Source organism: Luteimonas sp. A611 (assembly GCF_054072715.1).
In genome coordinates this window covers 427,860-445,341 of the sequence record NZ_JBSVRP010000002.1, presented here as the reverse complement: position 1 = coordinate 445,341, position 17,482 = coordinate 427,860, and the positions used below count along the sequence as shown (strand labels likewise).

Annotated in this window: 14 protein-coding genes; 12 read left to right on the top strand and 2 right to left on the bottom strand. The window is 67.0% G+C overall.

Translation table 11 applies throughout. The features are described 5' to 3' along the window. Window positions 1-6: 6 nt before the first annotated feature. Window positions 7-1,158: a 5-(carboxyamino)imidazole ribonucleotide synthase gene (locus ACW5EG_RS12305; RefSeq protein ID WP_457018696.1), complete on the top strand. Its 1,152-nt coding sequence runs from the start codon at window positions 7-9 to the stop codon at window positions 1,156-1,158. A 120-nt stretch (window positions 1,159-1,278) separates the two neighbouring features. Here ACW5EG_RS12305 and ACW5EG_RS12300 read toward each other — a convergent pair whose 3' ends face one another. Further along, window positions 1,279-1,866, bottom strand: coding sequence for a Fe-Mn family superoxide dismutase (locus ACW5EG_RS12300; RefSeq protein WP_457018697.1), 588 nt, complete (start codon window positions 1,864-1,866; stop codon window positions 1,279-1,281). Between the two features lie 105 nt (window positions 1,867-1,971). Between ACW5EG_RS12300 and grxD the strand changes: the two genes are divergently transcribed. From grxD to ppnN, 5 genes are all read left to right on the top strand, one after another. Further along, a complete protein-coding gene (gene grxD / locus ACW5EG_RS12295) occupies window positions 1,972-2,292 on the top strand; it encodes a Grx4 family monothiol glutaredoxin (RefSeq protein ID WP_457021639.1) in 321 nt (106 codons plus the stop codon). After that, window positions 2,289-3,005, top strand: a complete 717-nt coding sequence (locus ACW5EG_RS12290; protein WP_457018699.1) for an SDR family NAD(P)-dependent oxidoreductase — start codon at window positions 2,289-2,291, stop codon at window positions 3,003-3,005. The genes grxD and ACW5EG_RS12290 overlap by 4 nt, the downstream gene beginning before the upstream one ends. After that, window positions 3,002-3,601, top strand: a complete 600-nt coding sequence (locus ACW5EG_RS12285; protein WP_457021637.1) for a YhgN family NAAT transporter — start codon at window positions 3,002-3,004, stop codon at window positions 3,599-3,601. Before ACW5EG_RS12290 ends, ACW5EG_RS12285 begins: the two co-directional genes overlap by 4 nt. Before the next feature lie 234 nt (window positions 3,602-3,835). Continuing rightward, a complete protein-coding gene (locus ACW5EG_RS12280) occupies window positions 3,836-7,150 on the top strand; it encodes a TonB-dependent receptor (RefSeq protein ID WP_457021635.1) in 3,315 nt (1,104 codons plus the stop codon). 100 nt (window positions 7,151-7,250) lie between these two features. Continuing rightward, entirely contained in the window at window positions 7,251-8,645 is a 1,395-nt protein-coding gene (ppnN, locus tag ACW5EG_RS12275; protein WP_457021633.1) for a nucleotide 5'-monophosphate nucleosidase PpnN, read from the top strand. A 55-nt stretch (window positions 8,646-8,700) separates the two neighbouring features. On the opposite strand, the gene ACW5EG_RS12270 is transcribed toward ppnN, so the two are convergent. Further along, a complete protein-coding gene (locus ACW5EG_RS12270; RefSeq protein WP_457021631.1) occupies window positions 8,701-9,744 on the bottom strand; it encodes a sensor histidine kinase in 1,044 nt (347 codons plus the stop codon). 145 nt (window positions 9,745-9,889) lie between these two features. On the opposite strand from ACW5EG_RS12270, the gene ACW5EG_RS12265 reads away from it, so the two are divergent. From ACW5EG_RS12265 to ACW5EG_RS12240, 6 genes are read left to right on the top strand one after another with little or no spacing between them, the layout of a single operon-like run. Then, window positions 9,890-10,420: a GspH/FimT family pseudopilin gene (locus tag ACW5EG_RS12265; RefSeq protein ID WP_457018704.1), complete on the top strand. Its 531-nt coding sequence runs from the start codon at window positions 9,890-9,892 to the stop codon at window positions 10,418-10,420. A gap of 14 nt (window positions 10,421-10,434) precedes the next feature. After that, a complete protein-coding gene (gene pilV, locus ACW5EG_RS12260; protein ID WP_457018705.1) occupies window positions 10,435-10,980 on the top strand; it encodes a type IV pilus modification protein PilV in 546 nt (181 codons plus the stop codon). After that, window positions 10,977-11,978, top strand: a complete 1,002-nt coding sequence (locus ACW5EG_RS12255; RefSeq protein ID WP_457021629.1) for a PilW family protein — start codon at window positions 10,977-10,979, stop codon at window positions 11,976-11,978. Before pilV ends, ACW5EG_RS12255 begins: the two co-directional genes overlap by 4 nt. Beyond that, the gene (locus ACW5EG_RS12250; RefSeq protein WP_457018707.1) at window positions 11,975-12,625 is read left to right on the top strand and encodes a pilus assembly PilX family protein; all 651 of its coding nucleotides are present in this window, start codon (window positions 11,975-11,977) and stop codon (window positions 12,623-12,625) included. The genes ACW5EG_RS12255 and ACW5EG_RS12250 overlap by 4 nt, the downstream gene beginning before the upstream one ends. A gap of 36 nt (window positions 12,626-12,661) precedes the next feature. Beyond that, on the top strand, window positions 12,662-16,990 hold the full coding sequence (locus ACW5EG_RS12245; RefSeq protein WP_457021627.1) for a pilus assembly protein: 4,329 nt from the start codon (window positions 12,662-12,664) through the stop codon (window positions 16,988-16,990). Next, on the top strand, window positions 16,980-17,423 hold the full coding sequence (locus ACW5EG_RS12240) for a type IV pilin protein (protein ID WP_457018709.1): 444 nt from the start codon (window positions 16,980-16,982) through the stop codon (window positions 17,421-17,423). The genes ACW5EG_RS12245 and ACW5EG_RS12240 overlap by 11 nt, the downstream gene beginning before the upstream one ends. Window positions 17,424-17,482: the final 59 nt, after the last annotated feature.

Sequence of the window (17,482 nt, the reverse complement as noted above, 5' to 3'; positions counted from 1 at the left end):
CGGTCGATGACCACGGTCGGCATCCTGGGCGGCGGGCAGCTCGCGCGCATGCTGGCGCTTGCGGGTGCGCCGCTGGGCCTGCGTTTCCTGATGATGGATACCGCTGCCGATGCCTGCGCGGGCCAGTGCGCGCCGCTGCTGGTGGGCGACTACCGCGACGAGGTGGCGCTGGCTGAGTTCGCCTCGCGCATCGACGTGGCCACCTTCGATTTCGAGAACGTGCCGGCCGCCAGCGCCGAGTGGCTGGCGCAGCGGGTGCCGGTGCACCCCGGGCCGCGCGCGCTGGCGACGGCGCAGGACCGGCTGGCCGAGAAGACGCTGTTCCGCGAACTCGGCATCCCCTTGCCCGACTTCGTCGACGTCGACACGCGCCAATCCCTCGATGCCGCGGTCGCCCAGGTCGGCATCCCCGCCATCCTCAAGACGCGCCGGCTGGGCTATGACGGCAAGGGCCAGTTCCGGATCCGCACCCTGGACGATGTCGAGGCCGCCTGGCAGGCGCTGGGCACGCAGGCGCAGAAGGTCGGGCTGATCCTCGAGGCCTTCGTGCCTTTCGAGCGCGAACTGAGCGTGGTCTCGGTGCGTGGCCGCGATGGCGAATTCCGCACCTGGCCGCTGACCGAAAACTGGCACGTGGATGGGGTGCTGTCGGCAAGCCTGGCCCCGGCGGACTGCGAGCCGGGGCTGGTCGCGCAGGCGCACGCGCATGCACGCGCACTGGCCGAACGTCTCGACTACGTGGGCGTGTTCGCGCTGGAGCTGTTCTGCCGCGACGGCGTGCTGCTGGCCAACGAGATGGCGCCGCGCGTGCACAACTCGGGGCACTGGACGATCGAGGGCGCGGACACTTCGCAGTTCGAGAACCACCTGCGCGCCGTGCTGGGGCTGCCGCTGGGCGAGACCCGGTCGCTGGGCCATGCCTGCATGCTGAACTGGATCGGGTCGATGCCCGATGCCGATGTGGTCCTGCGCGAACCGGGCGGCCACTGGCACGACTACGGCAAGCAGCCGCGCGAAGGCCGCAAGGTCGGCCACGCGACATTGCGCGCCGATGACACCGCCGCGCTCGCACACGCGCTGCGCAACGTGGGCGCGGCACTCGGGCGTGAGGAGCAGGTGGCGCCGGTGCTGCGCGCGCTGGGGGCGGAGAACGGCTGAGGCGCGGCGGAGAAGCACTGCGCCTTGTCGGTTGGATCGCGCCGCCTGCCTGGCCCCCACCCCGGCCCTCCTCCGCTTGCGGGGCAGGGCCGGGGTGGGGGCCGGAGCCGCGGCAGCCCCTCAGCGCATCCGTGTCGCCACTGTCTTCCAGTCCACCAGCTGCCAGAACGCGGCCAGATAGCGTTCGCGCGGGTCGGCCTGGTTCTGTGCGTAGGCGTGCGGCCACAGGCAGCAGGCCAGCAGGGGCGTGTCGTTGCCGGTCAGCGGCGTGGTCGACTGCGGCGCGACAAGGATCGCCAGGCGCCCGTCGCGGCGTTGTACCAGCCACAGCCAGCCTGCCCCGGACAGGCGCGTGGCGGCCTCGGCGAAGCGCTCCCGCATTCGCTTCACGTCGCCGAAGGCCTGGCTGATCGCATCGCCCAAGGGGCCACCGGGTTCATCGTGCCCATCGCCGACGGGCGGCCGCAGCGCCGCCCAATGGAAATCCTCGGCCCAGGCCTGTGCGGCGTGCGCGGCGAGGGCGCCGCTGGCGTCACGGACCAGGTCGGTCAGTTCCGGCGCCGGGTCGGCGGCGGCTTCGCCCAGCAGCGCGTTCAGCGCATCGACGCCGGCCTGTTGCGCGCGCCGGTGCCGCTCCACGGCCTCGGCCGGAAAATGCGGCGCGAAAGTGGCAGGGTCGCAGGGCAGCGGGCGAGGTTCGATCGGCATGGCGTCGGGTCCGGATGGCCGGCGGAGCAGGGGAGCGCGGCATACAATACGCAAAACCGAATTCCGGTGGCCCGCTGTCGCGCGCTGCCGCACAGGAGTAGCGTGATGACGCCGCTGGACCGCATCAAGGCCGAAGTCGAACACCATCCCGTCGTGCTGTTCATGAAGGGCACCCCGCAGTTCCCGATGTGCGGCTTCTCCAGCCGCACGATCGAGGTGCTCAAGGCGGCCGGCGCAAGCGGCATCCACACCGTCAACGTGCTGGCCGAGCCCGAAATCCGGGCCAACCTGCCGCGCTTCTCGAACTGGCCGACGTTCCCGCAGCTTTTCATCCACGGCGAGCTGATCGGTGGCTGCGACATCACCCTGGAGCTGCACGAGAGCGGCGAGCTGGCGCGCATGATTGCGGAAGTGCAGAAGGCGTGAGCGGGGCGCCCGCGACGCCCGCGGACCGTCCGCTCGATGGCCGCGCGGTGTTGGTCACCGGGGGCCACGGCGGGCTCGGCCGTGCCGTGGCGCTGGCCTGCGTGGCCGCCGGCGCGATGCCGGTGCTGCTCGGGCGCAAGTCGCGCAAGCTTGAGCAGGTGGCCGACGCCATCGAGAAGGCCGGCGGGCAGGCGCTGCTGTACCCGCTCGACCTGGAAGGCGCCGCGCCGGACGACTACGCCGAACTCGCCACCCGCATCGGCGACCGCTTCGGCCACCTCGATGGCCTGGTCCATTGCGCCGCCGACTTCGCCGGCCTGACGCCGCTCGAGCACACCGATCCCGCCGCCTTCGCGCGCGCCATGCACGTCGACCTGACCGCTCGCTGGTGGCTCACCCAGGCCTGCCTGCCGCTGCTGCGCGCTTCCGACGCAGGCACGGTGGTGTTCGTGATCGATCCGGCGCCCTGCGCGGCGCCAGCGTACTGGGGCGGCTACGGCATCGCCCAGCACGGGCTGGAGGCACTGGTGGCGATGCTGGATGCCGAAACCGCCTCCACGCCGCTGCGGGTGCGCGCGTTGCGTCCAGGCCCGATGCGCACGCCGCTGCGGGCGCGTGCCTATGCCGCCGACAGCGACCGCCTGGCGCGTGACCCGGCCGGCTTCGCTGACGCCTGCGTCGACCTGCTCGCCCCGGCGGCGGATGCGCAGTGACCATCCTCCAGGCCGCCCTGCTGCTGTTCCTGATCCTGGACCCACTGGGCAACATCCCGGTGTTCCTGAGCATGCTGCGCCGGCTCGAGCCGCAGCGCCAGCGCATCGTGCTGGCGCGCGAACTGCTGATCGCGCTGGCCGTGCTGATGCTGTTCCTGTGGGCGGGCAAGTACGCGCTCGAGGTGATGCACCTGCGCCAGGAGGCGGTGGCGATCGCAGGCGGCATCGTGCTGTTCCTGATCGGCATCCGCATGATTTTCCCGCCGCCCGAAGGGCTGATGGGCGAGATCCCCAGCGGCGAGCCCTTCATCGTGCCCATGGCGATCCCGCTGGTCGCCGGCCCCTCGGGCATGGCCGCGGTGATGCTGATGGGCAGCAAGGAGCCCGAGCGCCTGGTCGAATGGAGCCTGGCGCTGCTGCTTGCCTGGGTGGCAACGGCACTGATCCTGTTCTCTGCCACGTCGCTGTACCGCCTGGTGGGCGCGCGCGCCCTGACCGCGATCGAGCGGCTGATGGGCATGCTGCTGGTGGCGATCTCGGTGCAGATGCTGCTGGACGGGCTGACCGGCTATCTCCGCCTGCCTGTCGCCGGCTGATGTTGCGCAGCAACAAGTACTTGGTGCCGCTCCACCGTATCTGCCATCAAAGCGAGCACGGTCAAGCACTTCCGCGTCTTTGAGAACTGTCTTTTTGCTGTCATGTGCAACGGTTAATGTGTTAATCTGAAGTTAACCGAACGCCCCGTCACGCCCGCCTCACGGGCCGCTGCATTTGCACGCTGCGCATTCGGTTTCCACCACCAAGACCACCCCCGCATTGAGGCAAACCACATGACCCACCGCAACCGCATCCGGCTGTCGAAACTGTCGATCGGTCTGATCGCTGCGCTCGCCGCAGCGCCCGTATTCGCCCAGAGCACCTCCGCCGGCGTCGGCGGCCTGGTGACCGACAACGGTGGCCAGCCCGTCGCGGGCGCGGAAGTGGTCATTACCCATGTCGAGTCGGGCACGGTCAGCCGCGCCACCACCGACGGCAGCGGCCGCTACAACGCCCGCGGCCTGCGCGTCGGTGGCCCGTACGAGATCACGATCACCAAGTCGGGTGAAGGCACCAGGACCGAGGACAACGTGTACCTGGCGCTGAACCAGGTGAACACGATCAACGCATCGCTCGCTGCGGACGTGACGACCCTTGGCACCGTCACGGCCGTCGGCGTGGCGGGCGGCTCCGACATCTTCAGCGCCAGCAAGATGGGGACCGGGACCAACATCTCGCAGCAGCAGATCGAGGCGCTGCCGTCGGCCAACCGCAACATCCAGGACTATGTGCGCATGGATCCGCGCATCGCGCAGAGCGACAAGTCGCGCGGCGAGATCAGCGTGGGCGGCCAGAATCCGCGCTACAACGCCATCCGCATCGACGGCATCAACACCAGCGATACCTTCGGGCTGGAGTCCAACAATTTCCCGACCATGCGCCAGCCGGTGTCGATGGACGCCATCGAGGCGATCAACGTCGACATCTCCAACTACGACACGACCATCACCGGCGCCACCGGCGCGGTGATCGACGCGGTGACCAAGTCGGGCACCAACGAGTTCCATGGCTCGATCTACGGCGCCTACCGCGATGGCGACTGGTGGGGCGAGCACCCCGTGTCCGGTGCCGATTTCACCGGCTTCAACGATGAGCAGACCTATGGCGCCACCTTCGGCGGCCCGCTCATCAAGGACAAGCTGTTCTTCTTCGTGAACTACGAGAAGTTCAGCCGCGACCGCGCCGGTTCCTCGTTCGGTCCAATCGGGTCCGGCGCCAACACCGTGGTCAACGTCACCAATGAGCAGATCGCCGAGGCTCAGCAGATCGCGCGCGAGGTCTACAACGTCGACATCGGCAGCATGGAATCGCCGCCCAGCATCAAGAACGAAGTCGAGGAATACGCGGCCAAGATCGACTGGAACATCAACGACAACCACCGTCTGTCCGCGCGCTTCTCGAAGCTCGAGCAGGTGGAACCGAACCTGGCCGGTTCCAGCAACAGCATGAACTACAACAGCCACAACGTCGGGACTTCGGGTCCGGCGCTTGGCCTCAACAGCCGCTGGTACGACGTCAACAAGAATGTCGAAACCTCGGTCGTGCAACTGTTCAGTGACTGGACGGACAGCTTCAGCACCGAGTTCAAGGTCGGCCGCCGCACCTACGACTCGCTCAGCACCGTCTACTCGCGCCTCCCGCAGGTGGTCGTCACGTTCGGGCAGGACGATGACGGCGCCAGCCTGGTTGCCCCGCCGTACCTGAACTTCGGTGCCGACGAATTCCGCCACGGCAACCAGATCAACACCACCACCGACAACGCCTTCGGTGCCGCGACCTGGTTCGTCGGCGACCACACGCTCAAGTTCGGCTTCGACTGGGAACAAAACGACGTCTACAACCTGTACGCCCAGAACATCTGGGGGACCTACGTGTTCGCCGGCCTCGACGCGTTCCGCGACGGCGAGTACTCGGTGTACGACCTCAACGCACCCGTGCCGGGCAACGACCTCAGTTCGGTGGCGATGCGCTACAAGCACGCCAACACCGGCCTGTTCGTGCAGGACAGCTGGGCGGTCAACTACAACCTGACCCTGATGTTCGGCCTGCGCGTCGACCTGCCGAGCATGGACGACGTGCCGGTGCACAACCTGCTGGTGCAGGAGTACTACGGCTACGACAACCGCGAGAAGATGGACGACGCGCTGGTCCAGCCGCGTTTCGGCTTCAACTACACCTTCGACAGCGACCTGCCGACCCAGCTGCGCGGCGGTGTCGGCCTGTTCCAGGGCTCGGCCGCGAACGTGTGGGTGGGCAACTCCTACCAGAACACCGGTTTCGGCCTGATCGGCTACAACGACCGCAATCCGGCCGACGGCTGGCTGCCGGTGCAACTGGACGACGTCGACAACATGCCCAGGCCGGATCCGGCCAGCGGCTACGGCATGATGGTCAACCTGATGGACCGCGACTTCGAGCAGCCGTCGGTGTGGAAGGCCAACCTGGCCCTCGACAAGGAACTGCCGTGGCACGGCATCGTGGCGTCCGCTGAGCTGCTGTATACCCGCGTCAACAAGGGCCTGCACTTCGAGCGCCTGGACCTGGGTGCACCCACATACATCGATGATCAGAACGATGGCCGGACTTTCTACACCACGAATGTCTATGCGCCACCGGGCTCCTCGAACCGCTCGCGCGCAAACGGCGGCGCCGGCGTGGCCGATCTGGCCGACACCATCCCCGGCTACGAGAACGTGACGGGTTGGGCCGGTGACGGCGTCATCCTGATGACCAATACGGACAACGGCCGCAGCGCGCAGTTCACCGTCGGACTGAACAAGCCTCTGCTCGACACCTGGGGCTGGTCGCTGCACTACACCTACACCAACGCCACCGAGGTCAACCCGCTGACCAGTTCGCGAGCGATTTCCAACTGGTCCAACAAGGCGATCTTCGACCCCAACTCCGACGATGCCGCGACTTCCAACTACGAGATCCGCGACCGCATCACCGGCACCATGCAGTTCCGCAAGTCGTTCTTCGACGACTACGCGACGATCTTCTCGGTGTTCTACGAGGGCCGCTCGGGTGCGCCGCACAGCTGGCGCTTCGCCAACGACATGAATGGAGACGGCTACACCAACGATCTTCTGTACGTGCCGGGCACCGTGGGTGAGGTGATCTTCACCGGTGGTGCGGCGATGGAGGCGGCGTTCTTCGACTGGGTTGCCGAGAACGGCCTCGCCCGCCAGGGCGGCGCGGTCGCAGAACGCAACACCTTCCGCAATCCCTGGGTGAACCAGTTCGACCTGCGCATCAGCCAGGAACTGCCAGGCTTCTTCAAGGGCCACAAGTCCGAGATCTGGCTGGACGTGATGAACGTGGGCAACCTGATCAACAAGGACTGGGGCCGCATCCAGTACAACTCGCCGTACGGCGATCGCGTTGCGGTGGGCTTCCAGGGTGTCGACGCAGCGACCGGTCGTTACATCTACGACTTCAACAGCGATCCGGTCAGCAGTTCGAACCGCAATGGCGTCACCTCGCCGGTCTGGACCGACTGGGAGTCGCGCTGGTCGCTGCAGCTGGGCTTCCGCTACAAGTTCTGACCGCCCGCGGTCTGCGACACCGAAACGGCCGGGGCAACCCGGCCGTTTCCGTTTGCGAGGGCGGCTGCGCTACAGTCGCCAGCCTGACGAGAGAGCACGAATGGAACAGCCCACAAGCGAAGCGGCAACCACTTCCCTGCCGGTGGTGAGCACCCGGATCTATCCCAGCGGCGCACTGGACATCCTCTCGCGCGACGAGGTCGCGCGGCTCAAGGACGCGTCCAGCGGCGGCATGCACGACCTGTTGCGCCGCTGCGCGCTGGCGGTGCTGACCAGCGGCAGCGCCTCGGATGATCCGCGCGCCGCGCAGGAGCTGTATCCGAGCTTCGACATCCAGGTCCTGCAGCAGGACCGCGGCGTACGCATCGAGCTGAACAACGCGCCAGCGATGGCCTTCGTGGACGGCCACATCATCCGTGGCGTGGCCGAGCTGCTGTTCGCGGTCGTGCGCGACCTGGCCTGGACCGCGATCGAACTCGCCCCGGAGCTGGATGCGGAACTGGAGACATCCGCCGGCCTCACCAACGCCGTGTTCGGCCTGCTGCGCAACGCGCGCATCCTGCGGCCGGCCGATCCGAACCTGGTGGTGTGCTGGGGCGGCCACTCGATCGGCCGCGAGGAGTACCAGTACACCAAGAACGTCGGCTACGAACTTGGCCTGCGCGGCCTCGACATCTGCACCGGCTGCGGCCCGGGTGCGATGAAGGGCCCGATGAAGGGCGCCACCATCGCCCACGCCAAGCAGCGCCGCCGCCGCACCCGCTACATCGGCATCACCGAGCCGGGCATCATCGCGGCCGAATCGCCCAACCCGATCGTCAACCACCTGGTGATCATGCCGGACATCGAGAAGCGCCTGGAGGCGTTCGTCCGGCTCGGCCACGGCATCATCGTGTTTCCCGGTGGTGTCGGCACGGCCGAGGAAATCCTCTACCTGCTCGGCATCCTGCTGCGCGAGGAGAACGCCGACCTGCCGTTCCCCTTCATCCTCACCGGCCCGACCGCGGCCGCGCCGTACTTCGAGCAGATCGACCAGTTCATCCGCCTGGCCCTGGGCGACGCCGCGGCCCGGCGTTACGAGATCATCATCGCCGACCCGGAGCGGGTGGCGCGGCGCATGGGCACCGGCATCCGTGACGTGCGCGAGTACCGCATCGCGCAGAAGGACTCGTTCTACTTCAACTGGGGCCTGGACGTTCCGCTCGACTGCCAGCAGCCGTTCGTGCCCACGCACGAGGCCATGGCCGCGCTCGACCTGCGCCACGGCCGCCGCCCGCAGGACCTCGCCGCCGACCTGCGCCGCGCGTTTTCCGGCATCGTCGCTGGCAACGTCAAGGAAGAGGGCATGCGCCGCGTCGAGCAGCACGGCCCGTTCCAGATCCATGGCGACGTGGACATCATGCAGGCACTTGATGCGCTGTTGCAGGCATTCGTCGAACAGCGGCGCATGAAGATCTCCGGGCAATACAGGCCGTGCTACGAGGTGGTGGCATAGGCCCGCGTTGCTCCCTCCCCCGCCTGCGGGGGAGGGCTGGGGTGGGGGCCGCCCTTCAGCCCCGCCTCGGCAGGGTGAGCGTCGCCACGTGCTCGCCATCGGTGGCGTGGACCTCCACGCCGCCGAGTCCGCCGGTGAACACCTGGATGCGCGATCGCACCGCGTTCAAGCCAATTCCGTGCCCGGCCGAAGACCGCGCCTGCTCCGTCGGCAGCGAATTGCGCACCACGATGGCGATGGATGTCGGCGTCTTGTGCAGCGAGATCGCGACATGGCCCCCACTCCGGCTCGGCTCGATCCCGTGCTTGATCGCGTTTTCGACCAGCGGCTGGATCGACAGCGGCGGAATCGTGATGTCGGCCAGCGCGTCGGGCGACTCCGCGATGTCCCAGTGCACCTGCAGCCGGTCGGCAAAGCGCAGTCGCTCGATCTCCAGATAACGCTGCGTCAGCGCCAGCTCTTCCGCCAGCGGCACCTGCTCACGGCCTGAGATCGCCGCGCGGAACAGGTCCGCCAGGTCCAGCAGCAGCTGTTCGGTGGCCTGCGGCCGCGCGTGCACCAGCGCGATCCCGGTGTTGAGCGCGTTGAACAGAAAGTGCGGGCGGATGCGTGCCTGCAGCGCGTCGACCTCGGCCTGCTTGGCGCGCACCGCCAGCTGCCGCTCCCGCCACTGGCCCCGGAACGCGGCCAGGCCAAGCAGCCCCACCGTCAGCGCGATCGCGGTGAGCCGCAGCGCGAACGCAAGCCAGCCACCGTGCGGGGTCGGCCACAGGTCGCGCAGCGTCCACCACGCCAGCGCGCTCACCAGCCAGGTGCTCAGCAACAGTGCGCCCAGGGCGGCACGCGCCACTGCGACCGGCGTGGCGCCAGCCAGTCGCCGCCGCAGCAGGTACAACAGGCCCATCGTGGTGAGGAAGACCCACTGGACCCCAAGCGATGCCATCCCGAAATAGGCGATCGGCTCGTCGGTGGCGCCGGGGGCGAGCGTCAGCACGAGCGCGAGCGCCTCGCCTGCCAGGACGACCCAGATCACCGTGCCGGCCTGCCACAGCGTGTCCAGGGGGGCGGAGGGGGCGTGGCGCTTGCTGGAAAAAGTCATGCAGGGACGGGGCCCGTTCGGATGCCTCGATGGAAGACCTGTAGCCACTTCGGCCACCCACGCCCCGGATCGCGCCGTTCGTCCCGGAAGTGCTGGTTGCCAGAAGTGCCCCGGACTAGGGTATGCCGTCCACATGGGGAGTGGTATGCCAATCTTCCAGCAAACGGTCGACCCGCGCAGGGGCAGGGGGCTGCCGCGTCGCGGCGCCGGCTTCAGCCTGATCGAACTGATGGTCGTCGTCGCCGTGGTCGCGATCCTCGCCGTCGTTGCCTATCCGTCGCTGACCTCCGTGATCAATTCCAATCGCCTGAGCTCCAACGCCAACGAGCTGGTGGCGTCGCTGCAGTACGCGCGCAGCGAGGCAATCCGCAGGAACGCGCGGGTCTCGGTGTGCGGAAGCTCGGATGGCGCGACCTGCGACGGCACCTGGACCGAATGGCTGACGGTCCTGGACAGCGATGACAGCATCCTCAGGCGCGCAGCGGTCCGCAGCCCGGTGCAGATCACTGCCGACGAGGACTCCATCACCTACCGGCCCAACGGCTTCGCCACTGCCGCGGCGATCACCGTCTGCATTCCGACCGCCAGTCCGCCCGAGAACCAGCGGGTGGTCAGTGTGACGGTTGCAGGGCGGGTCGCCACGGCCGCGGCGAACGGAGGGGGCGCTTGTCCGTGAGAATAGGATCGACAATGAATCGCAATCGACGCAGTCGGGCGGCGGCGTGCCGCCGCAGGCAGCAGGGCATGAGCCTGATCGAAGTGCTTGTGGCAGTGCTCATCATGGGCATCGGCCTGCTTGGCATCGCCGCGATGCAGGCGGTGGCCCTGCGCAACGGGCAAAGCTCGCTCGAGCGCACCCAGGCGGTCATCCAGAGCTACGCCATCCTCGACGTGGTCCGGTCGAACCGGGCCAATGCGCTGGCCGGCTACTACAACACGCCCGGTACGAACCCCCAGTGCGCCGCGGCGACGGCCAGTGGAAGCGAGACCGCGGGTCAGACGTCGGCCCGGACCGACGTCAACGCCTGGCTGGGATCCTTGAAGAGTTCCATGGTCAGTGCCGCCAACGCGGCCACCGATACCAGCACCTGCGGAGGCGTCAGTTGCGTGGCCAATACCATCGACGGTGCGACCTGCACGATCACGGTGCAGTGGGACGACAGCCGCGGCACCGGTACCGCTGCCGGCCGGGAAGGCAGCAGCCAGCGGCGCGTTGTCACGGTGGCGGCAATATGAGTGCCTCGATCCATCATTCCAGCCCGCAGCGCAGGCAGTCCGGCCTGGGCCTGATCGAGCTGATGATCGCCATGCTGATCGGCCTGCTGGTCTCGGCCGCGGCGATCGGAATCTTCCAGTCGAACAAGCGCGCATTCGCCGCCACCCAGGGGCTGGGACGCATCCAGGAAAGCTCCCAGGCCGCGTTCGAGATGATGGCGCGCGACATCCGCGAGGCCGGCGGCAGCCCCTGCGACGCGGAGATGGCGGCGGGCAACATCATCACCAACGCATCGACGTCCACGCCGACGTCCACCAACTGGTTCGTCGGCTCGACGCGGCCGCTGCATGGCTTCGAGGGCAGTGGGCTGACCGGCCAGGTCGCCACCACCGACGCGATCCAGGTGCTGCGCATGGACCAGGACGTGCGCACGCTCACCACCGACATGGCGACCGGCGCCACCAGCGTGACCTACACGCCAGGTGAGCCGCAGTTCGCCGCCAATGACGTCATCATGGTCTGCGACATGCGTGTCCTGGGCATCTTCCGGGCCAGCGCCGCCAGCAGCGTCACCGGCGCCAACGGCGCGGTCTCCTTCGGCACTGGCGTCAACGCCTGCAGCTATTTTCCCCAGCCCAACGCCGGCATCTGCGTCGCCGGTACCGCCTACCTGTTCCCGAGGTTCTCCACCGTCAGCCGCCTGCAGGGCGTGCGCTGGTATGTCTGCGACCCGGATGGCGTCGCCGCCAACGGCTACTCGCTGTGTCGCCGGGTCAACGACGGCGCCCAGGAAGAGGTGGTGCCGGGCGTGCAGGACATGCAGGTGCAGTACCTGGGCAATGCCGGCTACGTCGATGCGTCCTCGCTGACCACCGCCGCCGACTGGAACGCCATCCGCGCGGTGCGCATCGCGCTCACCATGCGCGAGGCCGAAGCGACCAGCGCGGGCAGCACCACCGGCCAGCCGCTCGTGCGCACGGTCAACCACGTCGTCAACCTGCGGAACCGGACCCTATGAACAGGCCAGTCGCCCATCCCGGCGCACGCCAGTCGGGCGTATCCCTCGTCATCGTGCTGATCCTGCTCCTGGTGATGACCATCCTCGGGCTGGCGGTCATGCGCGGTACGCTGCTCGAAGAGCGCATGAGCGCCAACATGTACGACCGCAGCCTCGCCTTCCAGCAGGCCGAATCCGCATTGCGCGAAGCAGAAGCCGCGGTGCGGGCATCGGTGCTGGCCGACGGCAAGGGCTGGGTGGTCGGCGTGCGCTGCGGCGACGACGCGGCACACCCCGGCACCATCACTGCAAGCCTGTGTTCGGTTCCGGCCAATGTGTACACCGCCGGCACGACCTGCACGGCGGCGGCGACCAAGGGGACGGACTGCTGGTTCAACGCCAACGACCGTCTGGGCACTGCCAACGCCGCGCTGGGCATTACGGACACCTCGGCCGGCGCGCCCCAGTACTACATCCAGTACATGGGCCTGCGCGACAGCGCCGATGACCTGGGGCTCGGTGCCAGCGCCGGCAGCATCCAGTACGGCGGCGGCGGCGGTGGCGTGATCCAGGAAGCGATGTATCGCGTCTTCGCGCGCAGCCACGCCCCGGCCGGCAACGCCGACCGGTCGGTGGTGGTGCTGCAGGGCAACGTGGTCGCCCGGTAACCGGTGCGATCCGACACAAGAGTGGTGGAGAACGATATGGAACGCATGACCAGGCAGGTCGCTCGACCCGGCCGCACCGGCGCACACCGCCTTGTGGCCATCCTTGTGGGACTGTTTGCCGTGTTCAGCTCGACCTCCGCGCTGTCCGGCGTTGCGATCGACAACAAACCGCTGACGGTGACCAACAGCGTTCCCGGCAACCTGGTGCTGCTGCCGTCGGTGGAATGGCCGACCGTGGTGACGCATGCCAACGCGCCAGGCGTGGCGGAGGGAACTGCGAACTATGCATCGGCTACTGCCTATGCCGGTTACTTCAATTCGGGACTTTGCTACGCCTACCACTTCGACGTCGTCGAGGCGAACAGGTATTTCTATCCGCATTCAGCCACCAGCAGTGGTCACAGTTGCGCCGGTCAGACCGGGGGCACGCCTTCCCAGCGCCTCTGGAGCGGCAACTTCCTGAACTGGTCCGCGATGCAGGCCATCGACACCTTCCGGCTGGCGCTGACGGGCGGCTACCGCGTGCATCGGCCCGCGGACGGCACTCCGGCCGCCGGCTACAGCGAGATGAACAACGTCACGTATCTGGAGAAGGCGAACTCGGACCGGTGGGAGAATGGATACACACCACTTCGCAGGCTGGCTAGCAACGCTGGCAACTCGACGCCGGTCCAGACCAGCACGCTGCGAACGCGCATTGGTGGTCTGCGCAGCCAAATGTGGTTCATACCGTCTTCGTCCGGTGAGATGGGAAGTGCGCAGGCATGGAACGCGCCCGCGGCACTTGCGCGGCCCGTCACGGGCGACGTGCAACAGGCTCCCGCAGGTACCGCGGTGACGGCGGTCCCCTACAACCCGCAGTACAACCTGTTGCCGAACTCCGACACCACCACCGTCATCAACGACACGGCCTGCGGCGTGGGTGAGTTCGGCTGTGAAGCCACAACGATCCAGACCTGCCCGGCCAGCCATCCCACCCTTTCTAATGGCCGTTGCTACAACAACCGGAATCAATGGGTCAATCCCACCAATGCAACCCGTTATCGTCACACCACATACGGCCGCAACCAGGCCTATGCCCTCAGCATGCGCGTAAAAGTCTGCGATGGCAGCCTCGATACCCGCAGCCTCTGTACCCGCTATGGCAGCAACTACAAGCCCGAAGGCCTGCTGCAGCAGAACTCCAAGAAGACCCGCTACAGCCTGTTTGCCTACCTCACCCAGGACGGTGGCTCGAGCCGGCGCGGCGGCGTCATGCGCGCCCGGCAGAAGCTGATCGGCCCGGTGACGGCAGCGGAAACCGCCGGCACCGAGAAGCCGTACCCGGATCGGGTGGGCCGCATTTCGGGCGTGGACAACGCCGAATGGGACCTGGCGACGGGCAAGATCATCAACAACCCGGACAGCACTGACAGCAGCTCGACTTCGACGCGCGTCGGTGCCTGCGCCAGCGGATCGGTCGCTCCTGACGGAAGCGGCTGCACGATCCAGTACAGCGGCGTCATCAATTACCTGAACCGGTTTGGCCAGATCAATACCGGCATGGCGACGCTGAAGGCGTACGACAATCTCAGCGAGATGTACCACACCGCGCTGCGCTACCTGCGCGGTGTCGGCAACGTGTCCGCCTACAGCAACCTGGCCGGTGTGAGTCCCAATCTCACCCGCTACCAGTACGCGGATGGGCTTCCGGTGATCGATAACTGGTACGGCACGGGTGCCAACGCGGCTGTGACGCGCTGGAACGCGGATCCCGACGATCTGCGGACGGTCGGCACCGACCGCGATCCTATGCTGTACCAGTGCCAAGCCAACGTCTTCCTGGGCATCGGTGACACGGCGACCCAGAACGAAAGCAAGGACCATTCGGGTAGCGGCGACATTGCCACCGGCTTCGTGGACACGTGGCTGAACTACATGGTCGCCGCGGATCGCGATACGCGTGCCCAGAACTCGACTGCGGCGCTGGCGTACTGGGGGCACGTAACCGATATCCGTACTGACGTGCCCAACACGACGCTGAGCACCACTCCGGCCCGCGCCAAGGGCCAGTCGATCAGCACCTACTGGGTCGACGTGGTCGAGCTGAACGACCTCAAGGCGAAGAAGACCAACCAGTACTACCTTGCGACCAAGTACGGCGGCTTCACTATTCCGGAAACGTCCTACGACGCGAATGGCAACGCCGCGCGTCCGGCTGACAACTGGTTCGAAACCACCAACAAGACCGCCTGGACTTCGGCCACGCAAACGGCGAAGGCGCAGACGGGGCTGGGTGGCACGGGCGACTTCAACCTGCCCAACAACATGTACCTGGCCAACAACGGCCAGGCGATGATCGACGGCCTCAATGCCGCCTTCCAGAAGATCGCCGACGACATCACCGGCTCCGGCGGCTCGTTCGCCAGCAACTCCACCAGGCTGGAAGCCGGTTCGCGCACCTACCAGGCCAAGTACGTGTCCAACGGCTGGGGCGGGCAACTGATCGCCGCCGACGTGAACGTCAGCACCGGCACCCTGACCAACAGGTGGGATGCATCGGACTGGCTTGGGCACGCAGCCGGTGAGACGAAGATCAATACGGCGGCCGCCGGTGGCGGCACCAGTTACTGGAACTACACGCAGCGCAAGATCCTGTTCAACAGCAGCGGCACGCTCACGAACTTCATCAGCAACTGGAGCAACTACACCAGCCTGACGAGTCCGACAGTGGTGCGCCCCGCTGCATGGAGTTCGACAACGACCATCAGCAATGAACAGCTCCGCTACGTGCTCGGCGAACGCGTGCATGAGCGCCAGTCGGTGGTCACGGGCAGCCTGCGTCAGTTCCGCAACCGGCGCGGCATGCTGGGCGACATCATCAACTCGCAGCCGGTGTACGTGGGGCGGCCCAACGCCAACCTCTACAGCGACGACACCAGCTATGCCACGTTCGTGGCGGCGCAGGCCGGTCGCGATCCGGTGGTCTATGTCGGCGCCAACGACGGCATGCTGCACGCCTTCCAGGCGCCGGATGCGTTGGACACCACCAACGCGGGCGACGGCGGCAAGGAGCTGTTCGCCTTCATGCCGACCGAAGCGATGTCCGTCCTCACCCAGCTGGATGCGTCGACGAACAAGTATCCCAACTGGCATCCCGAGTACGACCACGCCTATTCGATGGACGGCGAGATCACCGTTGCCGACGTGAAGGATGGCACGACGTGGAAGACGATCCTCGTTGCCACGATGGGGCGCGGCGGCAAGAGCATCTTCGCCCTGGACGTGACCGACCCGACCAATCCTTCGCTGCTGTGGGAGAAGCGTTCTGACGACGCCGCCATCGGCAACCTGATGGGCAACGCCCTGGGCCGCCCGATCATCGCGGCCGTCGCTGCAGGAGACTGGCGCGTGTTCCTGGGCAACGGGGCCAACAACCAGGCGGAAAGGTCGGCATTGATCATGCTCGATGCGATCAGTGGCGTGAACAAGGGTTCGATGGACACCGGCATCGGCAGCAACAATGGGCTGTCGGCCGTCAATGTCTGGGATGCATACGGGGCGAGCGAAGGCGCGCCGCGGGATGGCTACTTCGACTCCGTCTACGCCGGTGACATGGAAGGCAATCTCTGGAAGTTTGATGTGCGCAGTGGCGGCACCGCGACCAGGCTGTTCGCCGCGGGCACGACGCAGCCGATCACGGCCGCTCCGCTGGTGGCGTCCAACCCCTACAGCCCGCCGGACACCTGGGTGTTCTTCGGTACCGGCCAATACCTGAGCATGGCCGACATCAACGAAACCGCCAACGCGAACGTCCAGAGCTGGTACGGGATCATCGATCGTGGATCCACCGTTGCGAAGACCTCGTTGAACGCTGTCAGGATTACCGCCGAGGACAGTGTCGGGCGCGTGATCGAGCGGGCCGGCGCCGCGGGCACGAACGGCTGGTACATCAATCTCGTGTCGCCTGCCGCGACCGCTGGCGGCGACCCGGTGACGCGCGGCGAACGCATGGTGTTGCCCAACTTCTTCCAGGGCATGTCCCTGATCGGCACCACGCGGTTCCCGGACTCCACGGACCCATGCGCGCCCGCGGGCAAGGGCTTCACCATGGCGATCGACCCATTCACCGGCGGCAGGCTGTCGAACCCGTTCTTCGATATCGATGGCGACGGATCCGTCGGCAGCGATGGCGATTACCACGGCGGCGACACTGAAACGCCTTACTCCGGCGTGGCCTATGACAGCGGCCCGAACAACCCGATCTTCCTCGGCGAGTACATGTACACGAGCCTGGACGACGGCAGCTATTCCCAGATCAAGACCAGCTCGGGAGCGGCCAACATCAGGCGCGTGTCCTGGAGGGAGTTGTTGAATGCACAGTAATCAGGTCATGCCGCGCCGTGGGTTCTCTGGCCGCGCGGCTGGGTTCTCGTTGATCGAGCTGATGATCGTGGTTGGCGTCATCGCGATCCTCGCCGCGATCGCGTATCCGAACTACCGGGAGTACGTGATCAACTCACGGCGGGCGGCCGCGGCGGCCTGTCTGCAGGAGAAGGCGCAGCTGATGGAGCGCTTCTACACGACGAATCTGACCTATGTGGGAGCAGGCGTCCCGGGAGGCTGCGATCCCGAGATCAACGGCTTCTACACGTTCAGTGTTCCCGCGGCTAGCCCGACGACGGCGCGGACGTTCACATTGCAGGCTGTGCCAGTGACTGGCCGGCAGGACGACCCAAAGTGCGGAACCCTGACGATCAACGATCAAGGAACGCGTACCGAGGGCGGTGCGGCAACCAACGCGACCGAATGCTGGTAACGGACCGGTTCTGTCGGCGTTGCCGGTAGCCACAAAGCACAAGGGCCGCGGAATCCGCG

What these genes read in the sequence shown, in the direction of transcription:
- grxD (WP_457021639.1), top strand. Translation starts at nt 1,972, where the DNA reads ATGACGCCGCTGGACCGCATCAAGGCCGAAGTCGAACACCATCCCGTC.
- ppnN (WP_457021633.1), top strand. Translation starts at nt 7,251, where the DNA reads ATGGAACAGCCCACAAGCGAAGCGGCAACCACTTCCCTGCCGGTGGTG.
- ACW5EG_RS12255 (WP_457021629.1), top strand. Translation starts at nt 10,977, where the DNA reads ATGAGTGCCTCGATCCATCATTCCAGCCCGCAGCGCAGGCAGTCCGGC.
- ACW5EG_RS12250 (WP_457018707.1), top strand. Translation starts at nt 11,975, where the DNA reads ATGAACAGGCCAGTCGCCCATCCCGGCGCACGCCAGTCGGGCGTATCC.
- ACW5EG_RS12270 (WP_457021631.1), bottom strand. Translation starts at nt 9,744, where the DNA reads ATGACTTTTTCCAGCAAGCGCCACGCCCCCTCCGCCCCCCTGGACACG.
- ACW5EG_RS12305 (WP_457018696.1), top strand. Translation starts at nt 7, where the DNA reads ATGACCACGGTCGGCATCCTGGGCGGCGGGCAGCTCGCGCGCATGCTG.
- ACW5EG_RS12240 (WP_457018709.1), top strand. Translation starts at nt 16,980, where the DNA reads ATGCACAGTAATCAGGTCATGCCGCGCCGTGGGTTCTCTGGCCGCGCG.
- ACW5EG_RS12265 (WP_457018704.1), top strand. Translation starts at nt 9,890, where the DNA reads ATGCCAATCTTCCAGCAAACGGTCGACCCGCGCAGGGGCAGGGGGCTG.
- ACW5EG_RS12280 (WP_457021635.1), top strand. Translation starts at nt 3,836, where the DNA reads ATGACCCACCGCAACCGCATCCGGCTGTCGAAACTGTCGATCGGTCTG.
- ACW5EG_RS12245 (WP_457021627.1), top strand. Translation starts at nt 12,662, where the DNA reads ATGGAACGCATGACCAGGCAGGTCGCTCGACCCGGCCGCACCGGCGCA.
- ACW5EG_RS12300 (WP_457018697.1), bottom strand. Translation starts at nt 1,866, where the DNA reads ATGCCGATCGAACCTCGCCCGCTGCCCTGCGACCCTGCCACTTTCGCG.
- pilV (WP_457018705.1), top strand. Translation starts at nt 10,435, where the DNA reads ATGAATCGCAATCGACGCAGTCGGGCGGCGGCGTGCCGCCGCAGGCAG.